Annotated in this window: 17 protein-coding genes; 6 read left to right on the forward strand and 11 right to left on the reverse strand. The window is 44.5% G+C overall.

The features are described from left to right. Positions 1–78 precede the first annotated feature (78 nt). On the forward strand, positions 79–567 hold the full coding sequence (locus tag ACRRQV_RS14175) for a hypothetical protein (RefSeq protein ID WP_432531980.1): 489 nt from the start codon (positions 79–81) through the stop codon (positions 565–567). A 21-nt stretch (positions 568–588) separates the two neighbouring features. Further along, complete coding sequence (locus ACRRQV_RS14180; protein WP_432531982.1) at positions 589–1,200, forward strand: TetR/AcrR family transcriptional regulator; 612 nt, start codon at positions 589–591, stop codon at positions 1,198–1,200. Positions 1,201–1,257: 57 nt separating this feature from the next. Here the strand turns inward: ACRRQV_RS14180 and ACRRQV_RS14185 are convergent, their stop codons facing one another. The 7 genes from ACRRQV_RS14185 to ACRRQV_RS14215 all read right to left on the reverse strand — a co-directional run bounded on the left by ACRRQV_RS14185 (position 1,258) and on the right by ACRRQV_RS14215 (position 8,889). Next, positions 1,258–2,379, reverse strand: coding sequence for an NADH-dependent flavin oxidoreductase (locus ACRRQV_RS14185; protein WP_432531984.1), 1,122 nt, complete (start codon positions 2,377–2,379; stop codon positions 1,258–1,260). A gap of 191 nt (positions 2,380–2,570) precedes the next feature. After that, positions 2,571–4,556, reverse strand: coding sequence for an FtsX-like permease family protein (locus tag ACRRQV_RS14190; protein WP_432531986.1), 1,986 nt, complete (start codon positions 4,554–4,556; stop codon positions 2,571–2,573). Further along, entirely contained in the window at positions 4,549–5,316 is a 768-nt protein-coding gene (locus ACRRQV_RS14195) for an ABC transporter ATP-binding protein (RefSeq protein WP_432531988.1), read from the reverse strand. The genes ACRRQV_RS14190 and ACRRQV_RS14195 overlap by 8 nt, the downstream gene beginning before the upstream one ends. A gap of 242 nt (positions 5,317–5,558) precedes the next feature. Beyond that, positions 5,559–6,575, reverse strand: a complete 1,017-nt coding sequence (locus ACRRQV_RS14200; protein ID WP_432531990.1) for a sensor histidine kinase — start codon at positions 6,573–6,575, stop codon at positions 5,559–5,561. Continuing rightward, entirely contained in the window at positions 6,568–7,257 is a 690-nt protein-coding gene (locus ACRRQV_RS14205; protein WP_432531992.1) for a response regulator transcription factor, read from the reverse strand. The genes ACRRQV_RS14200 and ACRRQV_RS14205 overlap by 8 nt, the downstream gene beginning before the upstream one ends. Positions 7,258–7,424: 167 nt before the next feature. Beyond that, a complete protein-coding gene (locus ACRRQV_RS14210) occupies positions 7,425–8,300 on the reverse strand; it encodes an AraC family transcriptional regulator (protein WP_432531994.1) in 876 nt (291 codons plus the stop codon). 91 nt (positions 8,301–8,391) lie between these two features. Next, positions 8,392–8,889: a GNAT family N-acetyltransferase gene (locus ACRRQV_RS14215; RefSeq protein WP_432531996.1), complete on the reverse strand. Its 498-nt coding sequence runs from the start codon at positions 8,887–8,889 to the stop codon at positions 8,392–8,394. A gap of 280 nt (positions 8,890–9,169) precedes the next feature. On the opposite strand from ACRRQV_RS14215, the gene ACRRQV_RS14220 reads away from it, so the two are divergent. Next, entirely contained in the window at positions 9,170–10,396 is a 1,227-nt protein-coding gene (locus tag ACRRQV_RS14220) for a Fic family protein (RefSeq protein WP_432531998.1), read from the forward strand. A 55-nt stretch (positions 10,397–10,451) separates the two neighbouring features. Here the strand turns inward: ACRRQV_RS14220 and ACRRQV_RS14225 are convergent, their stop codons facing one another. Both ACRRQV_RS14225 and ACRRQV_RS14230 read right to left on the reverse strand, forming a co-directional pair. Further along, on the reverse strand, positions 10,452–10,964 hold the full coding sequence (locus tag ACRRQV_RS14225) for a YcxB family protein (protein ID WP_432532000.1): 513 nt from the start codon (positions 10,962–10,964) through the stop codon (positions 10,452–10,454). Positions 10,965–11,008: 44 nt separating this feature from the next. Beyond that, a complete protein-coding gene (locus tag ACRRQV_RS14230; RefSeq protein WP_432532002.1) occupies positions 11,009–11,362 on the reverse strand; it encodes a helix-turn-helix domain-containing protein in 354 nt (117 codons plus the stop codon). 368 nt (positions 11,363–11,730) lie between these two features. On the opposite strand from ACRRQV_RS14230, the gene ACRRQV_RS14235 reads away from it, so the two are divergent. Next, on the forward strand, positions 11,731–13,224 hold the full coding sequence (locus tag ACRRQV_RS14235) for an MDR family MFS transporter (protein WP_432532004.1): 1,494 nt from the start codon (positions 11,731–11,733) through the stop codon (positions 13,222–13,224). A gap of 45 nt (positions 13,225–13,269) precedes the next feature. Here the strand turns inward: ACRRQV_RS14235 and ACRRQV_RS14240 are convergent, their stop codons facing one another. Continuing rightward, entirely contained in the window at positions 13,270–13,764 is a 495-nt protein-coding gene (locus ACRRQV_RS14240) for a GNAT family N-acetyltransferase (RefSeq protein ID WP_432532006.1), read from the reverse strand. Between the two features lie 135 nt (positions 13,765–13,899). Here ACRRQV_RS14240 and ACRRQV_RS14245 point away from each other — a divergent pair, with 135 nt between their 5' ends. Together ACRRQV_RS14245 and ACRRQV_RS14250 are read left to right on the forward strand one after the other, a co-directional pair. After that, complete coding sequence (locus tag ACRRQV_RS14245) at positions 13,900–14,454, forward strand: sigma-70 family RNA polymerase sigma factor (RefSeq protein ID WP_432532008.1); 555 nt, start codon at positions 13,900–13,902, stop codon at positions 14,452–14,454. Continuing rightward, positions 14,451–15,440, forward strand: coding sequence for a DUF4179 domain-containing protein (locus ACRRQV_RS14250; RefSeq protein WP_432532010.1), 990 nt, complete (start codon positions 14,451–14,453; stop codon positions 15,438–15,440). The genes ACRRQV_RS14245 and ACRRQV_RS14250 overlap by 4 nt, the downstream gene beginning before the upstream one ends. Before the next feature lie 42 nt (positions 15,441–15,482). Here ACRRQV_RS14250 and ACRRQV_RS14255 read toward each other — a convergent pair whose 3' ends face one another. Beyond that, positions 15,483–15,818 (reverse strand): hypothetical protein, encoded by a 336-nt coding sequence (locus ACRRQV_RS14255; RefSeq protein ID WP_432532012.1) that lies wholly within the window; start codon positions 15,816–15,818, stop codon positions 15,483–15,485. Positions 15,819–15,999: the final 181 nt, after the last annotated feature.

Genomic DNA, 15,999 nt, shown 5'->3' on the forward strand with positions numbered 1-15,999 from the left:
TTGGTCAACCATGTTATTATTTGATTAAATAACCAATATTTTATATAGTCGACCAAAAAAATAAAAGGAGAATGCAAGATGAAAAAGAACCATGAAGAAACGTATAGCCAACAGCCACAGTGGGTTCAAATCGCACTTCCGTTTGCTTCCCTATTCCTCGCCGCCCTCGCGTTTTGGTATACTTGGAGTAAATACACTGACCTCATCAATGCACCAGAAGTTTCTTGGCTTCAATGGGCGCCGCGTTTAAGTTTAATTGCAGTGGCCGGACTCCTGTTTCTCGGTTCTGCAGTACTTTATCTGCTAAACCGCCAGAGTAGTTGGTCCGCATTCATTGCTGGGCTTTACATGGTCCCGGTCATCCTTTTCGTTAACTTGATCGTCTTTTTGATGGTGCTGACTGGAAAACTGTTCGGCAATGCGAATGGCGTCATAAGCGGAGCCATTGATCCTTTTTGGGAAAACTTGTCGATGCCGAGCCCCCGGGCAATCGTGATTCAATCCGTGATCATCCTCATCGCGATTGGGTTCTTTGTTGCCAAGCACCTGGAGAAACAGAAAAATTGATGGAGGCCGAAAGGGACGCATATGAAAAAAGACCAAAAACAATCGTTCATTGCCGAAGCTCGGCGGGAACAGATTATCGAAGCAGCCATCCAAACACTGGATGATGTCGGCTATGTAAAAGCCAGCCTGTCTCAAATTGCGAAACGAGCCGGCATTAGCACCGGCTTGATTTCCTATCATTTCGCCGATAAAGAAGATTTGATGAATCACTTGCTGGAGAATCTTCTGGAGTCGTCCACTTCATATATTTTGGAGTGCGTCGAACAAGCGGACTCGCCTATTGAAAAAGTGGAGGCGTTTATCATGGCCAGCCTCGCTTATCAAGGAACCCACCCGAAACGCTATACGGCATTGATTGAAATTATTTTCAATGCCCGGACCGAAGACAATGTTCCTTATTACAAAATGGGCGATGATGATGACGATCCGATCATGGGGACGCTAACCGCCATTTTGAAAGAAGGCCAAAAAAACGGCGACTTTGGCCCGTTCCATGTAGACGTCATGGCGAATCTGATTCAAGGGGCCATCGGCGAATACATGCTAAACGCCAACATCACCAAAACCGTTGATTTGGAAACCTTCAGCAGCGAAGTGGTCTCGATAGTGAAGCAGGCCATGGGAGTTCAATAAATATAAAAACAGCGTCCATCCTTTTCAGGTGAACGCTGTTTTTGATTGAATGCGGTTTTATTCCTCGACTTTGAACCAGCCAGGAGCGTTGGCCACCATATTCCACAAGTTTTCCGGAATGTCGAGTTTGTCTTTCTTGCTTAAGTGGAGCGCCTGGAAGATTTCTTCGTCGCGCTGCCCTTTCACTTTCGCCAACCATTCCGGATCCATGATCAAGGCATGGCCAAGCGATACAAGAGGCGTCACTTCCAACGCTTTCTTCACTTGGTCGAGCGTCTGCAAACCACCAACGCCGATGACCGGCACGCGATCGCCGATATGTTGCTGGATCAATTCCACGCGTGAACGCGGATCATCTTCACGGATTGAGCCTCCAAAGAAATTGCCGACAGACGCGTGGATATAATCCACGCCTTTATCGACAATCGCGGACAAGAACTTCAACGTATCGTCCATCGTGATGCCCGGTTCTTCGCGTTCTTCCGGGCTGATGCGGTAGCCGATGACAAACGGATTTTCCGCATGCTCTGCAACCGCTTCTTGAATGGATTCGATCACTGCAAGAGGAAACGCCATGCGCGCTCCTACATCGCCGCCCCATTTATCGGTGCGCCGGTTGGAATGCGGGGAGAAAAATTGCTGAATCAAATACGTATTGGCGCCGTGGATTTCCACTCCGTCAAAGCCTGCCTGGATGGCGCGTCTTGTCGCTTCGCCGAACGCTGCAATCGTTGCTTCAATTTCTGCTTCGGTCATTTCACGCGGCGTTTCCGCTTTCGGCCGAGCTGCCGGCACATCGCTTGCTGAAACCGGCTGTTCTCCGTTCAGTAACTTGGCGTTCGACATGCGGCCCGCATGGAAAATCTGCAGGATCGCTTTTGCGCCGCCGTCGTGGATTGACTTGGCCAAACGCGACAAGCTGTCGATTCGCTCATCACTTTCCGCGCCGATGGAATCCGGGAAGCCTACTGCAAGCGGCTCAACAAAGGCACATGCTGTAACGACTGCGCCCAACCCGCTTTTTGCCCGGCGGTTGTAATAAACCAATTCATCTTCCGATACATCGCCGTTCGGCTGAGAAGAAGAAATTGTCATCGGTGCCATCAGCACACGGTTATTGATCGTCAATCCCGACCGGAATGTATAGGGTTCAAATATGCTTTCAGTTTTTGTTCTCATCTATCTTCCTCCTTTAACTTTCTCTTCCCAAAGAAAACGGCGGACAATTCTATTCGCTCGTTTCGGGTTCGCTAATTCCCATGTTAACGGATGAAAGAATAAACAAACGGATATATGCTCACATCTCAGCTAATTTCAGCCTTTTGACTGAAAAAAGCGGCTGTCCGGAGACAGCCGCTTTACTCTTTTCTTTATTTTACTATGCTGTAATACACTTTCGACGTCACCCGGTAAATCATCCAGTAGATCGTTGCAAACGCAATCACTACTCCGATGAACGACAAGAGCCAAGTCACCTCATTCGTCACTCCGAAAAGCAGCAGCAATTTGCGGACAATCGGGTACGCGAAACTCACATGGATGGTGGCGAAGACAATTGGCAGCAAGAACATCCAAACAATCTGCGAACGCGTAGAATCATGGATCATTTCCTTGTCGAGTCCGACTTTCTGCATAATCTGGAATTTCTCACGATCATCAAATCCTTCAGATACTTGCTTAAAATACGTAATCAGTACTGTGCCAATTGTAAACAGCAATCCCAAGAAAATACCAAGGAACAGGAAGCCGCCGTTTAAGCTGTACCATTCTTCACGTTCGAGAATCTGTGAAGTGTATAGGCTGCCCTTGTTCGGTGAATCCCAGCCATATTCGCTGTTCATGTGCTCAGCGAATGCTCGCTTCTCTTCTTCCGTGCCGGTCGTATTCCAGCTAATATTCGCATCAATTGTCAAATACGTGCTGTCAGGAAACTGCAGTTCAAAATCTTTTTTAAGCTGTTCGATATGAGCAACATCCGGCACCACGAGAGCAATCGATTCCGTCAACTCCATATCGCCGCCGAATTCATTTTTGATGGGTGTAATTTGGTATGTCTGTTCCCCTATTGTCAACGCATCTTCCTCATAAGTTCCGGTCGAATGGTAAAACAGGGCTTCATCGTCTGCCAGTGAATAAGAATTCCCGCTCATTTGATTAAAGTCTTCAAGAGGCAGAATTTCCAAAATGACAGGCAGTTCTGACTCCGCAGAGCTATCCTCAAAAACAAATTTTTGGTCTTCAAGCCGTCCCATCATTGTCTGATAACGAAAGTTCTCTGCTTCTGCCACACTGAGTCCTGCCGATTCCGTTTCTTTCCGAAGCTGTTCCTGCAACTCGAAAAAGCGAGAATTTATTGCTCCTATATCTTCCTGATCGCCGAACACTTTTATGTTGTTTTCATGTGAATAGCGGTTCGTCAAGGTTTCTTCCGCTCCGACGAACATGGTCACTGTCGTTGAAACAGCAATGATGACCATCGACGCCAAGATGCAGATATTCGCCAAACCCACCGCATTTTGTTTCATCCGGTACAACATGCCTGAAATGGAGATAAATGCGCCCGGACGGTAATAAATCCGTTTGTTGTTTTTTAACGCTTTTAAAATGAAAATGGAGCCGGAGATAAACAATAAATACGTCCCAATAATGACAAACAGCACGGCTAAAAAGAATTTTGATATGGCTTCGATCGGGTCTGGAATCGTTATGGAAATTCCGTAGCCCCAGCCGAGAAAGATCAGGGACAAGATGAATAAGATGATTGAGCCTTTCGGTTCCTTCTCCCCTTCTTGTTTCCCTTTCAGCAATTTGATTGGATTGGCAAACGTAAACTGGCTGACGTTATATAAGTACGTCATTCCAAAAATACCAAGGAATAAAGCAGTCGTCGCTAATGCCGTCAGCAAATCAGTCGAATACTCGATTTCTGCCGGCAAGCGCAGCATGAAATTCAACAGCATAAAGAACAGCCTTCCGAAAATCAATCCCGCCAACAAACCTGCTGCAATGCTTACAAGGCTTGTGAAAAGTGTTTCAAAAAATAAAATTTTGGCAACATGCTTTTTCTCCAGCCCCAAAATTCCGTAAAGACCGATTTCCTTTTTTCTTCGTTTGATCAAGAAGCTGTTTGTGTACAAGATGAAAATGACGGAAAAAATCCCGATGACCACACAGCCGATCATAAACAACATTGGCAATGATGACGATCGCTCCTGGACGAATTTATTCGTCAACAGCGAAGCCATTAAATAAAACATGGCGACAATTGTCAGCGACGACAACAGGTAGGGAATGTACAATTGTTTGTTTGAACGGATGTTGCGCAGCGCCAAGGTGGAAAAGAAGCGGTTATTCATCCTTCTCCCCCCTGCTGGACAACACTTTCAACGACTGCGAAATACGGTCCATGAAGTCATCAGCAGATGCCTCGCCCCGGTAAATTTCATGGTAGACAGCACCATCCCGGATAAACAACACACGGTTCGAGAAGCTTGCGGCCCGCGTACTGTGTGTCACCATCAAAATCGTCTGGCTGGATTCGTTGATGCCTTTTAAAATCTCCATCAAGTTTTGCGACGCTTTCGAATCGAGCGCGCCTGTCGGTTCATCCGCCAAAATGATTTTCGGCTGTGTGATGAGTGCCCGCGCTACAGCCACACGCTGCTTCTGGCCGCCTGACACTTCATAAGGGAATTTATTGATATGAGCTTCGATCCCTAAGTTTTTGACGATGGGAATTAAACGGCGCTCCATTTCATCGATCGGTGTTTTCGACAAAACGAGCGGCAATAGGATATTGTCTTTAATCGTGAAGTTATCCAACAAGTTGAAATCCTGAAATACGAATCCGAGCGTGTTTCTGCGGAACGCCGAGATTTCCTTATCTTTGATTTTCGATAGCGGTGCGCCGTCCAGATACACTTCACCGGAAGTCGCATCATCGAGCGTTGAGATGATATTCAAAAGCGTCGTTTTCCCTGAACCCGACTCACCCATGATCGAAACGAACTCGCCTGCTTTCACAGAAAAATTCACGGTCGTAAGCGCCTCTGTCTGTTGATTCGAAAAACGCGCTGTATATACTTTTTTAAGATTCTTGATTTCTAATAAGGTCATTGCTAACCCCTCCTTGCTATCTATCATACGACAGGATGAAACGGGCTGCCTGTACCTATTCTTACAAACGATTGGGGTATCTTACGGTTTCGTAAGTTTGAGCGGCGAGCTTTTTTCCAGAAAACGGATTTACTTTCCAAAATCGGCAAAATACTTTCTGTTTGGCCCAAAATACTTTCCAATTTGAATCAAATACTTTCCAATTCGTCCGAAATACTTTCTAACGCAGCTGCCGCACCTTTTCAATCAAATATTTCCAGCTCTTTCCGCGACAAATCGATCGCCACGCGCGTGCCTTTTCCGAATTCCGATTGGATGTCGAGCTGATGCCCGAGGCGCTCACAGATTTTTTTGCTGAGAAACAAGCCCAGGCCGGTCGATTTTTCGTGCAGGCGGCCGTTTAAGCCGGAATAGCCCTTATTGAAAATCTTCGGCAAGTCTTCCGAACGGATGCCAATACCGGTATCTTCGATGATCAGCGAATTTGGTTTTTGCGGGTCGTGGCAAATGGAAATGCTGCCAGTTGGCGTGTATTTCAAACTGTTTGATAAAATTTGTTCGATTAAATTCTGCAGCCATTTGCCATCGGACAAAACACGCATCCCGAGCGGTTCGTAATTGAGTTTGATGCCTTTATAAATAAACAAAATGGAGTATTTCTTGACCGCTTTCTTGATGGCGTCATCAATGTCCACCTCAGTTAGCTCGAGTTCCCCGCCGCCTTCTTCGAGTTTGACGTAATTCAGCGCCATATGGGTATAGTCTTCGAGCCGCAGCAATTCCTGGGAAATTTGCTTCGCTTCTTTTGCCGCCGAACTTTGGTTCAGTAAACTGATGGCTGAAATCGGCGTCTTGATCTGGTGAAGCCAAAGCGTGAAATAATCCAGTTGGTCGCTTTGCCGATCGGCATGGAGGTTTTCCAACTCACGCAACTCGTTCAAAAGCGACTCGATCTTTTCAACGTACAGCCGGTCAGCGGGATCCGCACCGTCTGCTATTTCTCCGCCGCTTAACGAAGCAGCCGTCCTCAAATTGCGAATCGCCTCATACCGCTTCTTGTAGCTTACAAATTGAATGATTAAATAAACGCCAAAAAGAAAAACCGCGAGTTCCGCACTGTAAATAAAAAGGCCAAGCGGAAGCCTGCCGAGAAAATACACCGCCGCGAAAATAACGATCATTCCCGCGAAGACAAAAAGCTGGGCGCGCACCGCTACTGCAAAGCTTCTGATTACTGCTGCCTTTGCTTCTTTATTCATTGGCTGCTTCCTTGTTGAGGGCATAACCGATGCCTTTTTTCGTGATAATGAAATCCACGAGATCCGCCTTCGCCAACTTTTTGCGCAGCCTGGCAATGTTCACCGCCAGCGTATTGTCGTCGATAAACGACTCGTCTTCCCATAACTTAACCATGATGGCGTCGCGCATGACGTATTCGCCTTTTTGCAAAAACAACGATTCCAAAATCCGGAGTTCGGTCCGTGTTAAATCGATTTCCTCTTCGTTGTAATAAAGTCTCGATTCTCCTGGTTTCAGCACTGTCCGATTAAAATTCAAGTAATTATCCGATTCATTAAAATCATATGCACGCCGCAGCAAGGCCTGCGTCTTCGCAACTGCCACAGTAAGATCGAACGGCTTGGAAATAAAATCGTCCGCCCCCATCTGGATCCCCATGACGATATCCATGTTTTCATTCCGCGATGAAATAAAAATGATCGGCACTTGCGACACTTTGCGGATTTCCTGGCACCAATAATAGCCGTTAAACGACGGCAGCGAAATATCCATCAGCACCAGCTGCGGCGCATTGACTTTAAACTCTTCCATCACTCGGCTGAAATCCTCCACAAGAAAAACTTCATAATTCCATTTTTGCAGTTCTTCTTTTAATATGCCGGAAATCGTCAAATCATCTTCCACTATCATAATTTTAAACATCGTCTCATTCCAATCGTTATCAGATTCAAGGTATATGTATAGTTGTTATTCTAGCGGAAAGTCGGCCGCCTAACTAGGGCAAGCCCTGTTACATGATTTACGGTGAGCGATTTTAAGTAAAGAAAAGCCGCACTCATCTACTCCTGAATGCGGCTTTTCCTATTCGTTTATTTCTCCAGCTTTTTCACTGGAATCCAAATTTCGCTAGATACGTTCTGCAGTTCCGACATATCGCCATTGAACGAAATTTCTGGTCCGTCAATCAATTCGTAATGGGACGACGGCAGCCATTCGGAAAAGATTTTCCCCCATGCGTCCTGCAGCGTTTGCGGAAATGGGCCTTCTGTTTTGAAAATCGCCCAGCTTCCCGCCGGCACTTCTACAACATCAAAGCCTTCAAAATCGTTGTCAAGCGTCGTGATGGATCCGAGCAACTGATCAAGCTCTCCTTGTTCCTCATAGCGCCCCTCGTCAAAATTGAAGGAGGCGTTGACCACCGTTTTCACATCGGTATTGCGCCACTTCTGCAGCTTTTCCCGCTGCTCCGCTGTGATGGACTGCGCCATTTTCATGATTTCTGGATTTTGCCCTTCAAACACGATAGGGATGCGTTTTTTGATTCCCACCAATTTAAATGCGTCTTTTTCTGCGATTTGGTATTCCATATCCATTCCTCCTTGAATCGTCATTTGGAAAGTCAGGCGCGGAAACATTTTAAAAGACGAACTGCTTTTCACTTCCGACGGATTGACGCCTGCCCAGTCGCGAAACGCGCGGGCAAAACCGTCCGCCGAATCGTAGCCGTATTTCACCGCGACATCAAGCACCCGCTCCGTGCCTTCTTGCAAATCGATTGCTGCCTGCGACAGCCGCCGGTTGCGGATATAAGCGCTCAAACTCATTCCTGATAAATAGGAAAACATTTTTCGAAAATGAAACTTCGAAACGCCCGCAATAGCGGCCACTTCACTAAAATCGATCGCTTCATCCAAATGCGCTTCGATATAACGCAGCGCTTCGTTCATGTCTTTCAGCATATCCATGCGCTGACCTCCTTTCACTTATTATTGTAGGGGGAATGGGAACCCGCCATCCGATTTTTACCGTATAGCAAAAGTCGATAGCCGGTAAACATTACAGCAGTTTTGACATATACAATTCATCCACATATCGGCCATCTACCAACAAAGAATCTCTTTTAACGCCTTCAACTTCAAAGCCCATTTTTTTATAAAGTTCCACTGCATCATGATTATAGGCAATGACAGTCAAATCCAACCGGTGAAGGCCCTTATTTTTTGCCCAGTGCAGTACATATGTAAACAAGGCACGGCCGATGCCTTTTCCTCGGCTTTCGCTATGAACACCAATTACCAAATAAGCCCGGTGCGCGACTCGTTGCAATTCTTCGTTTTGCACCATCAAATAGCCCAAAATACGGTCATTCTCACAAGCGACAAACAAGCCGGATTTTTCTTTCTGATTAATCGTTTCAATGAAACCGCCAAACTGTTCCGGTGCAACATTTCGTTCCCCTGGATTAACGAGCATATAGCCAGATTGTTCCGCATCTTTCATTACTGCTAAAATAGCCTTCGAGTCTTCGTGTTTTGCTTTTCTGATTTCAGCCATTTGAATTCCTCATCTCTCTTGCGGCAAGTTCATCCTTCTTTTACCTCTATTGCAATTCCTGCCTTCCGTAAAATTCTTCACTATATAAACTACATCGTCTTGATGATTTAGACACCTATCAAGCAATTCAGTAGTTTTAGCTGTAAAAATAGCAAAAACAGACTTTATCGAAAAAATTTATTTTTCAATACGAAAAAAACGTCGCTTTTTTCGTTTTTATATACTTTTAGATATTTATATGCGAAAATTACTTAAATTAGTTCTCTAGGAGATGGAAAGTATGAAGCCTTTGAATAAAATTTTTCACCAGCTTAGCAATGCGGACTTCAATAAAGAATACGCTAAGAGAAAAAGCTTTGATTCCACAAAGGTTTTCGACTTAACAATTAAACCAATCGACCAAAGCGAAACTTTTTCTTTGTATTATGTTCCTACTGCTGAAATGATTTCAACTATTGAGCAAATTTATGAATATGATAAAGAACTTGAAAACATCTTTGAAAATTTGCCTGATGTGGCTAAAGAACAATTTATCATCGAATCAGTAGCTGAAGAACTTTACAATACGAATGATTTAGAAGGCATCCGCAGTTCGAAAGCAGAACTAGTAGAAAGTACGCGCGACGCCTTTTCACACAAGAAAACTAACAAAAGATTTACTAGCATGATCAAATCCTATGCCAAATTGGTGAACAAGGATATCGAGGCACCTGCAACTCCCGGAGATATACGGAATATTTATGACTATATCGCCAGTGAAGAAGTGGCAGTAAAAGAGCAATTAGACGGCAAATTGTTCCGAAAAGAAGTGACGCATATTCTCAAGAAAAGCGGCACCGGAAAAATTATTCATAGAGGGCTGATCGATGAAGACAATATTATTACTCACTTAGAAAAGTTATTGGCATTTATGGACAAAGGCAATCATCAAGTGCCGAAACTGATAAAAGTGGCAATCGGCCATTATTATTTTGGCTATATTCACCCTTTTTACGATGGCAATGGCCGAACTTCCCGATTCATCAGCAGTGTGTACTTGTCGGAGTTCCTCTTTTATTTAACCGCTATTTCGTTGTCGAGAGCTTCAAATAACTATATAAACGATTACCTGGATGCTTTTGAAATAACCAACAGCATCAAGTCCAGAGGGGAACTCAACTTTTTTATCGAAACATTTTTAGGCTTGATTATTAAAGGTCAAATTGACGTATTAAGCGAAATAAAAGAAAAGCAGGCGCTTCTTGAGGCTGCCATACGAAAAATACAAACCGAAGATTATTTTAAAGACAAAGACGATCACTATAAATCGATGGTTTTTATTTTGGCTCAAAATCATTTTTTCTCAAACGAAAAAGGAATGACCGCAAAAGAGTTAAGTGAAATTTTAGCGTTCTCTGATTCTACCGCAAGGAAAATATTAAATGAATTAACAGATGCAGCAATCCTGCAAAAAAATGGATTGCGTCCTGTTTATTACAGCCCAGCCATAAGCTATTTTGAAAATTAACCAACTGTTCATCAAAAGCTCTCCGGCATTCCAACCTGCCAGAGAGCTTTTAGTTTTATCTTTCTATCCTGCGCCGCAGCAAAACGCGCACTTGGTCCACATCCTGCAACTCATTCTTCGGCACAATAAAAGCAGACATGGTGCTGTTGTAGAGGTAGAAGTTCACTTCGTCTTCCCCGAACTGTTCAATGCCGGACCAAGACGTGCTTGTGGTCCCTTTTGGGCTGTTTTCTTGGAGGCCGTCCTCAGTAAAAGCCATGGAGTATTCACCGATGAGCCCTTCGTTTTTTCCTTCTCGCACCATTTTCCGAGCCGTTTTTTTGATTCGCCAGTAAAAATAAGCCGGATAAAAAAACGCCCAGAGAATGCCCATTGCTAAAAAAGGAATCGCCAAATACAGGAATGGCGTATCCCAAATAACTGATAAAAAGAACGCAATCAGCAAATAAAATACAGGAGTTAAATATTGCTGCAGCTTCAATGATTTTTTCACGGTTTTCGAATTTTTGGCATGAAACACATTAAAGTGAACCAACGCCTCTTCGGTCATTCGGTAATTGATCTCCATTTTCTACATTCCACCTTTTCTTTCTTTTAGAGAGGATGTTCTTTTCAGTTCAAATTAAACTTGTGTTTTAACCGTTTCACAATATCCGCTTCTTTGCTTTGAATAAATTCATTGGCCATTTGTTTTACCATGCCGTTAATTTCTTTGGTCATTTCTTTTTTCATAATGAGCTGGTCAATCACTTTGCCATTCGGCGTAAACTGTCTGCCAGCTAATTCATCCAACGATACGTTATACAAATCTGCCATTTTGACCATCAACTTCAGGTTCGGTTCTCCGCTTCCAGCTTCGTATTTTGCATAAACCGCTCGTGTAATCTTTAAATGCTCTGCAACAAATTGCATCGATAATTGATTTTTTAATCGAAGTACTTTAAGATTTTCGGCTAATTTTGGCATTCGTATGCTCCCCGTTTTTATTTTCATTTCATTTTCAACATCCAACTGTTTCACCAATACACGACTTTCGGATGCTAGTGTGAAAATTATAACAAATTAAGGAAATTATGTGAATCACAATTCCTCTTTTTATCATCAATATTTAGTTCTCATTCACTAATTGATTTCGCACTCTCATATTTCTCATAAATCAATCAAGTAATCTAAAAGAACCGCTAACTTCGACAAACTTAGACGGCAAACTAAAAAAGAAATAAACCATTCAATTTCCGGTAAAATTAGGCGCTCTAAATTGGAAATTCTTTTTCCAGAGGATTATGATATGAACAGTTCAAAAGTTAAATCGAGAGAAATGGATGGGGAAAATTATGAATAACAAAGGAAAAAGCAACATCAAGGTTGTCATTGGTGGATTGCTGCTGGCAATTCTTGTGGCAGCGATGGACAATACGATTGTCACGACTGCTTTGCCATCGATTGTTGGTGAATTAGGCGGGGTCGACAAATTCGTATGGGTGACTTCCGCTTACCTCGTTGCTCAAATGGCGGGAATGCCGATTTTCGGAAAACTATCCGATATGTACGGGCGCAAACGGTTTTTCATTTTTGGGTTGATCGTCTTTATGATCGGTTCGATTCTTTGCGGTACTGCAGATTCGATCAATGAACTGATCATTTACCGCGCTATTCAAGGAATCGGCGGCGGCGCGTTGATGCCAATTGCATTTACCATTATGTTTGATGTTGTGCCGCTTGAACAGCGCGGCAAAATGAGCGGCATGTTTGGAGCCGTATTTGGGATTTCCAGTGTTTTCGGACCACTGCTTGGCGCTTATATTACGGAATATATCAACTGGACTTGGGTCTTCTACATCAATATTCCACTTGGATTGATCGCATTTGCAATGGTCGCGTTTTTCTACAAAGAATCCATCGAACACGCCAAGCAAAAAATCGACTGGCTGGGCGCTTTCACCTTGGTCGGTGCGGTTGTCAGTTTAATGTTTGCGGTTGAACTTGGCGGCAAGGAGTTTGCCTGGATTTCTGTCCAAAGCTTCAGCTTGTTCGCTGGTTTTGCGGTTTTGGCCCTTCTCTTTATTGTTGCAGAACGCCGAGCGGAAGAACCGGTTATTGATTTCAGCATGTTCAAAGAACGGTTGTTTGCAACAAGCAGCCTCATTTCCATCTTCAGCGGTGCGGCTTTTATCACTGCATCTGTTTACATTCCGTTCTATATCCAAGGCGTACAAGGCGGGAATGCGACAAACTCCGGGCTTGTGCTGCTGCCAATGATGGTCGGTTCAGTTGTAACCGCTTCTATCGGTGGTGCCTTAATGGCTAAATTCGCTTACCGGGCGTTCCTCATTCCAACGCTTGCGCTATTAACAGTCGGCATGATCTTGCTTGCGACGTTATCCATTGATACGTCACGGTTCTTAGTCGTTATCTTTATGATTATCGCTGGCCTTGGCATCGGGGCTTCGTTTTCCGTATTGCCATCAGCCGCAATCCATCCATTCTCGGTGCGAAAACGGGGCTCGGCCACTTCAACCATCAGCTTTTTGCGGACCTTCGGCATGACGATCGGCATCACGGTTTTTGGGATCATCCAAAGCCATGCGTTTAGCCGCAATTTGACTGATAGCTTCGGCGCTGCCGCTTCTAATTTTTCAGGAGACTCCCGTGCTTTATTATCAACGGAAGCACGTGCGAATATTCCGGCTGAAATTACGTCCCGCTTAACAGAAGCTCTTTCGTCTTCCATTGCCAATACGTTTTTATGGGCCATAATCCCAGCTGTACTTGCATTGGTTGTGGCGTTTATGATGAGCAAGGAAAAACTTGGCGATCAATTGAATTAAAAAATAACCTGCCGCTGCGCTCATACAGAGCGCAGCGGCAGGTTTTTAAATGGAACGCGAATACCTTAACGAAATCTGCAGCTCTCCGGTATCGGTGGTTTCCTCTTTTTTCGTTCGGTACACAAAGCCCCTCGCTTCGTAAAACGGGAGCCCGAGTTTATTGCCTTCTTGCACCGAAACCCATTGCTCCACAGCCCCTTGCGCTTTTTGCTGTTCGGTCAGCGCATCTAACAGCCGCCGCCCGATTCCTTGGTACCGGTAAGCTGGATCCAAGTAAAAAACATAGACTTCTCCGACTGCCGGGGCTGTCATTCCACCGCCGATCACGCCGACCACTTTGGAATCGACCAAAGCGACAAACGAATACACCCCTTGTTCAATATCATTTTTCACCCGCTCTTCGTTATACCAAAAAGCGGTATTCTTCAATTGGTATTCTTCGCTGAACTTTCCTGCTACGGTTTGCCGCCAGCCAGTCGAACAAATCACGGCAATGGCTTGTGCATGATCTTGAGCCGGTTCCACAATCGTTACACTCAATTTCTAATCCTCCCTATTCCCTAAAGTAAATTCTGATAATCTAAAGATATCATAAATTTCACTTTTTTTATAAAAAGCGCGAGGTTTTATTCAGCCGCTTCGTTGTATAAAACAAGAAGCAAGGGAGGGATTCCGGTGATTGATTTTATTGCGCGGCTAAAGCAAAAAGACGAGCAAGCGCTCGATTATTTAATCGATACATATATGCCTTTTTTAAAAGGAATTTGCCAGCATATTTTGGTTAAGAGTTGCGGTCAACAAGCAGCGGAAGAATGCTTGAATGACGTGTTTTTGACCATTTGGCAAAAAGCCCATCAATTTGAAGGCGAACCGGATGATTTCCGAAAATGGGCCGGCATGGTGGCGAAATACAAGGCAATCGACAGCTACCGCCGGCTGATGAAGCAGCAAGAGCGGGAAGCCGTGACAGACGAAGTCCGAAACGACGGCCAGATAGACGACACCGAAGACGCCGTTTTGCAAAACGAAGTGCGGGAAGAAATGCTTTTCCGACTTCATAAACTGCCCGAAGCTGACCGTGAATTGTTTTTAATGAAATATTATTTGGACTTGTCGAACAGTGAAATTTCGGAAGCTCTCGCCATTACGGTGTCTGCCGTCGAGAACCGTCTCTACCGCGGCAAACGCAAGCTTGTCCATTTGATTGAACGAAAGGAGCGGTTTGTATGAGCGACTTGAATAAGTTTCTAATGGCGGATGTTGAAGAAATTCCAGAAGCCGACGTTTCCAGCTTTGAGAAAAAAGTGATGAAAAAGCGCTTGCTCGGCAAAAAACGAAAAGCGCCTTGGCTGAAAAAACTGGCAGCTGCCGCCAGTATTCTCATCGCCGCATCTGGTGCAACGGCCGTCGCCTTTCCTTCCTTGGCATCGCAAATACCGATTCTTCAAAACATTGTTTCGTATTTTGAAGACGATGAACTGCTGTTCAACCATTTCAGCGAAGTCGCACAACCCCTTGGATTAACGGAGACGGCCAGCGATTCCACGATTACCATTGAAGAAGCGGTTTACGATGGCACTTCTGTAACGATCAGCTTTGCTTTGAAAACCGATATAGATCTCGGCAATTTGCCGGTGGCTAGCGGCCAGCTTGAAGCAGAAGGCGCTGGAGGTTCAGGTTCAAGCATTTCGATGAATAAAGCCAATGACACTACGTATGCCGGATTGATCACAATGGCACCGGATTTCGGCAAGCGCCCGCCAAAAACCTTAAACGTTTCATGGGAGCCGCAAGTGTTTGAAGACTTTGAAACCGGCCATAAACTTGAAGGCGACTGGGCATTCAGCTTCAAACTAAATGCCATCGACAGCAAGTCTGTTCAAGTGGACCATCGTGTGAATGTTGGCGATGGCAGCTACACCGTCAACGAATTGTTGCTGACAAAGCTCTCTACGGTGTTAAGTCTGGACAAAGAAAACATCGACGAAGACCATTACATCACCGAATGGCAGATTACCGATAACATTGGAAATGCCCACATTGCCCAGTTCGGAACAGGCAGCGAATCGCATATGCAATTCACGTTTGAAGCGCTCGATCCCGAAGCTACTGCGGTAACCATTACACCGCTAGTTCAATATTATGAGAATATGCAGGACGAAAAAGTAGAAGGCGAAAAAATCGACTTGCCTTCCGTAACCGTTGAGCTAAATTAAAAAATCCCCTTCGGCTAATTTTCGCCGAAGGGGATTTCTTTGTCATACGGTTTGGTCGCGCATTGGATGCGGCTGGGTGATATCGACTGCGTACACTTTAATCCGGTTGACCATCAAGTCGCGGATGCCGTAGATCGGCCGTTCGTTTTGCTGTACTTCCTCAATATACGCGTTCAACTGTTCCTGCAAGAAGACGCCTACCGGCTTTGTCTTATCGCCGATGCTTTCGGCCGAATGCTGAAATGACGTTTCAAAATACAAGTTCGATACTTCCAGGGCTTTTAAAACTTCTTCATCCTTATGAAGACCTACCACTTTATAGTAGTTTCCATACTCATCTCTCACCAAATCATTCTCCGCAATATGCTGCATGCTCATGTGTTTCCCACTCCTTTTTTAAATGCTATGTATTGAAACAGCTTCTCTTCTTTATACACTAAATAAGATGCAGGCAAACCTCCAATATTATGTATTGAAAAAACAGAAAACTACAATATAAGCATTGACAAAAACAGCAAACGGTATTATGGTTATACACATAAGTATATAACCATAATAC

Origin of the sequence: Planococcus sp. YIM B11945 (assembly GCF_050864155.1) — a bacterium.
Classification (GTDB): Bacteria; Bacillota; Bacilli; order Bacillales_A; family Planococcaceae; genus Planococcus.

Excerpts from the sequence above, each read along its gene's own strand:
- ACRRQV_RS14210 (WP_432531994.1), bottom strand. The coding sequence starts at position 8,300 with ATGGATATGCTGAAAGACATGAACGAAGCGCTGCGTTATATCGAAGCG.
- ACRRQV_RS14250 (WP_432532010.1), top strand. The coding sequence starts at position 14,451 with ATGAGCGACTTGAATAAGTTTCTAATGGCGGATGTTGAAGAAATTCCA.
- ACRRQV_RS14220 (WP_432531998.1), top strand. The coding sequence starts at position 9,170 with ATGAAGCCTTTGAATAAAATTTTTCACCAGCTTAGCAATGCGGACTTC.
- ACRRQV_RS14255 (WP_432532012.1), bottom strand. The coding sequence starts at position 15,818 with ATGAGCATGCAGCATATTGCGGAGAATGATTTGGTGAGAGATGAGTAT.
- ACRRQV_RS14215 (WP_432531996.1), bottom strand. The coding sequence starts at position 8,889 with ATGGCTGAAATCAGAAAAGCAAAACACGAAGACTCGAAGGCTATTTTA.
- ACRRQV_RS14195 (WP_432531988.1), bottom strand. The coding sequence starts at position 5,316 with ATGACCTTATTAGAAATCAAGAATCTTAAAAAAGTATATACAGCGCGT.
- ACRRQV_RS14235 (WP_432532004.1), top strand. The coding sequence starts at position 11,731 with ATGAATAACAAAGGAAAAAGCAACATCAAGGTTGTCATTGGTGGATTG.
- ACRRQV_RS14190 (WP_432531986.1), bottom strand. The coding sequence starts at position 4,556 with ATGAATAACCGCTTCTTTTCCACCTTGGCGCTGCGCAACATCCGTTCA.
- ACRRQV_RS14180 (WP_432531982.1), top strand. The coding sequence starts at position 589 with ATGAAAAAAGACCAAAAACAATCGTTCATTGCCGAAGCTCGGCGGGAA.
- ACRRQV_RS14200 (WP_432531990.1), bottom strand. The coding sequence starts at position 6,575 with ATGAATAAAGAAGCAAAGGCAGCAGTAATCAGAAGCTTTGCAGTAGCG.
- ACRRQV_RS14205 (WP_432531992.1), bottom strand. The coding sequence starts at position 7,257 with ATGTTTAAAATTATGATAGTGGAAGATGATTTGACGATTTCCGGCATA.
- ACRRQV_RS14230 (WP_432532002.1), bottom strand. The coding sequence starts at position 11,362 with ATGCCAAAATTAGCCGAAAATCTTAAAGTACTTCGATTAAAAAATCAA.
- ACRRQV_RS14185 (WP_432531984.1), bottom strand. The coding sequence starts at position 2,379 with ATGAGAACAAAAACTGAAAGCATATTTGAACCCTATACATTCCGGTCG.
- ACRRQV_RS14175 (WP_432531980.1), top strand. The coding sequence starts at position 79 with ATGAAAAAGAACCATGAAGAAACGTATAGCCAACAGCCACAGTGGGTT.
- ACRRQV_RS14225 (WP_432532000.1), bottom strand. The coding sequence starts at position 10,964 with ATGGAGATCAATTACCGAATGACCGAAGAGGCGTTGGTTCACTTTAAT.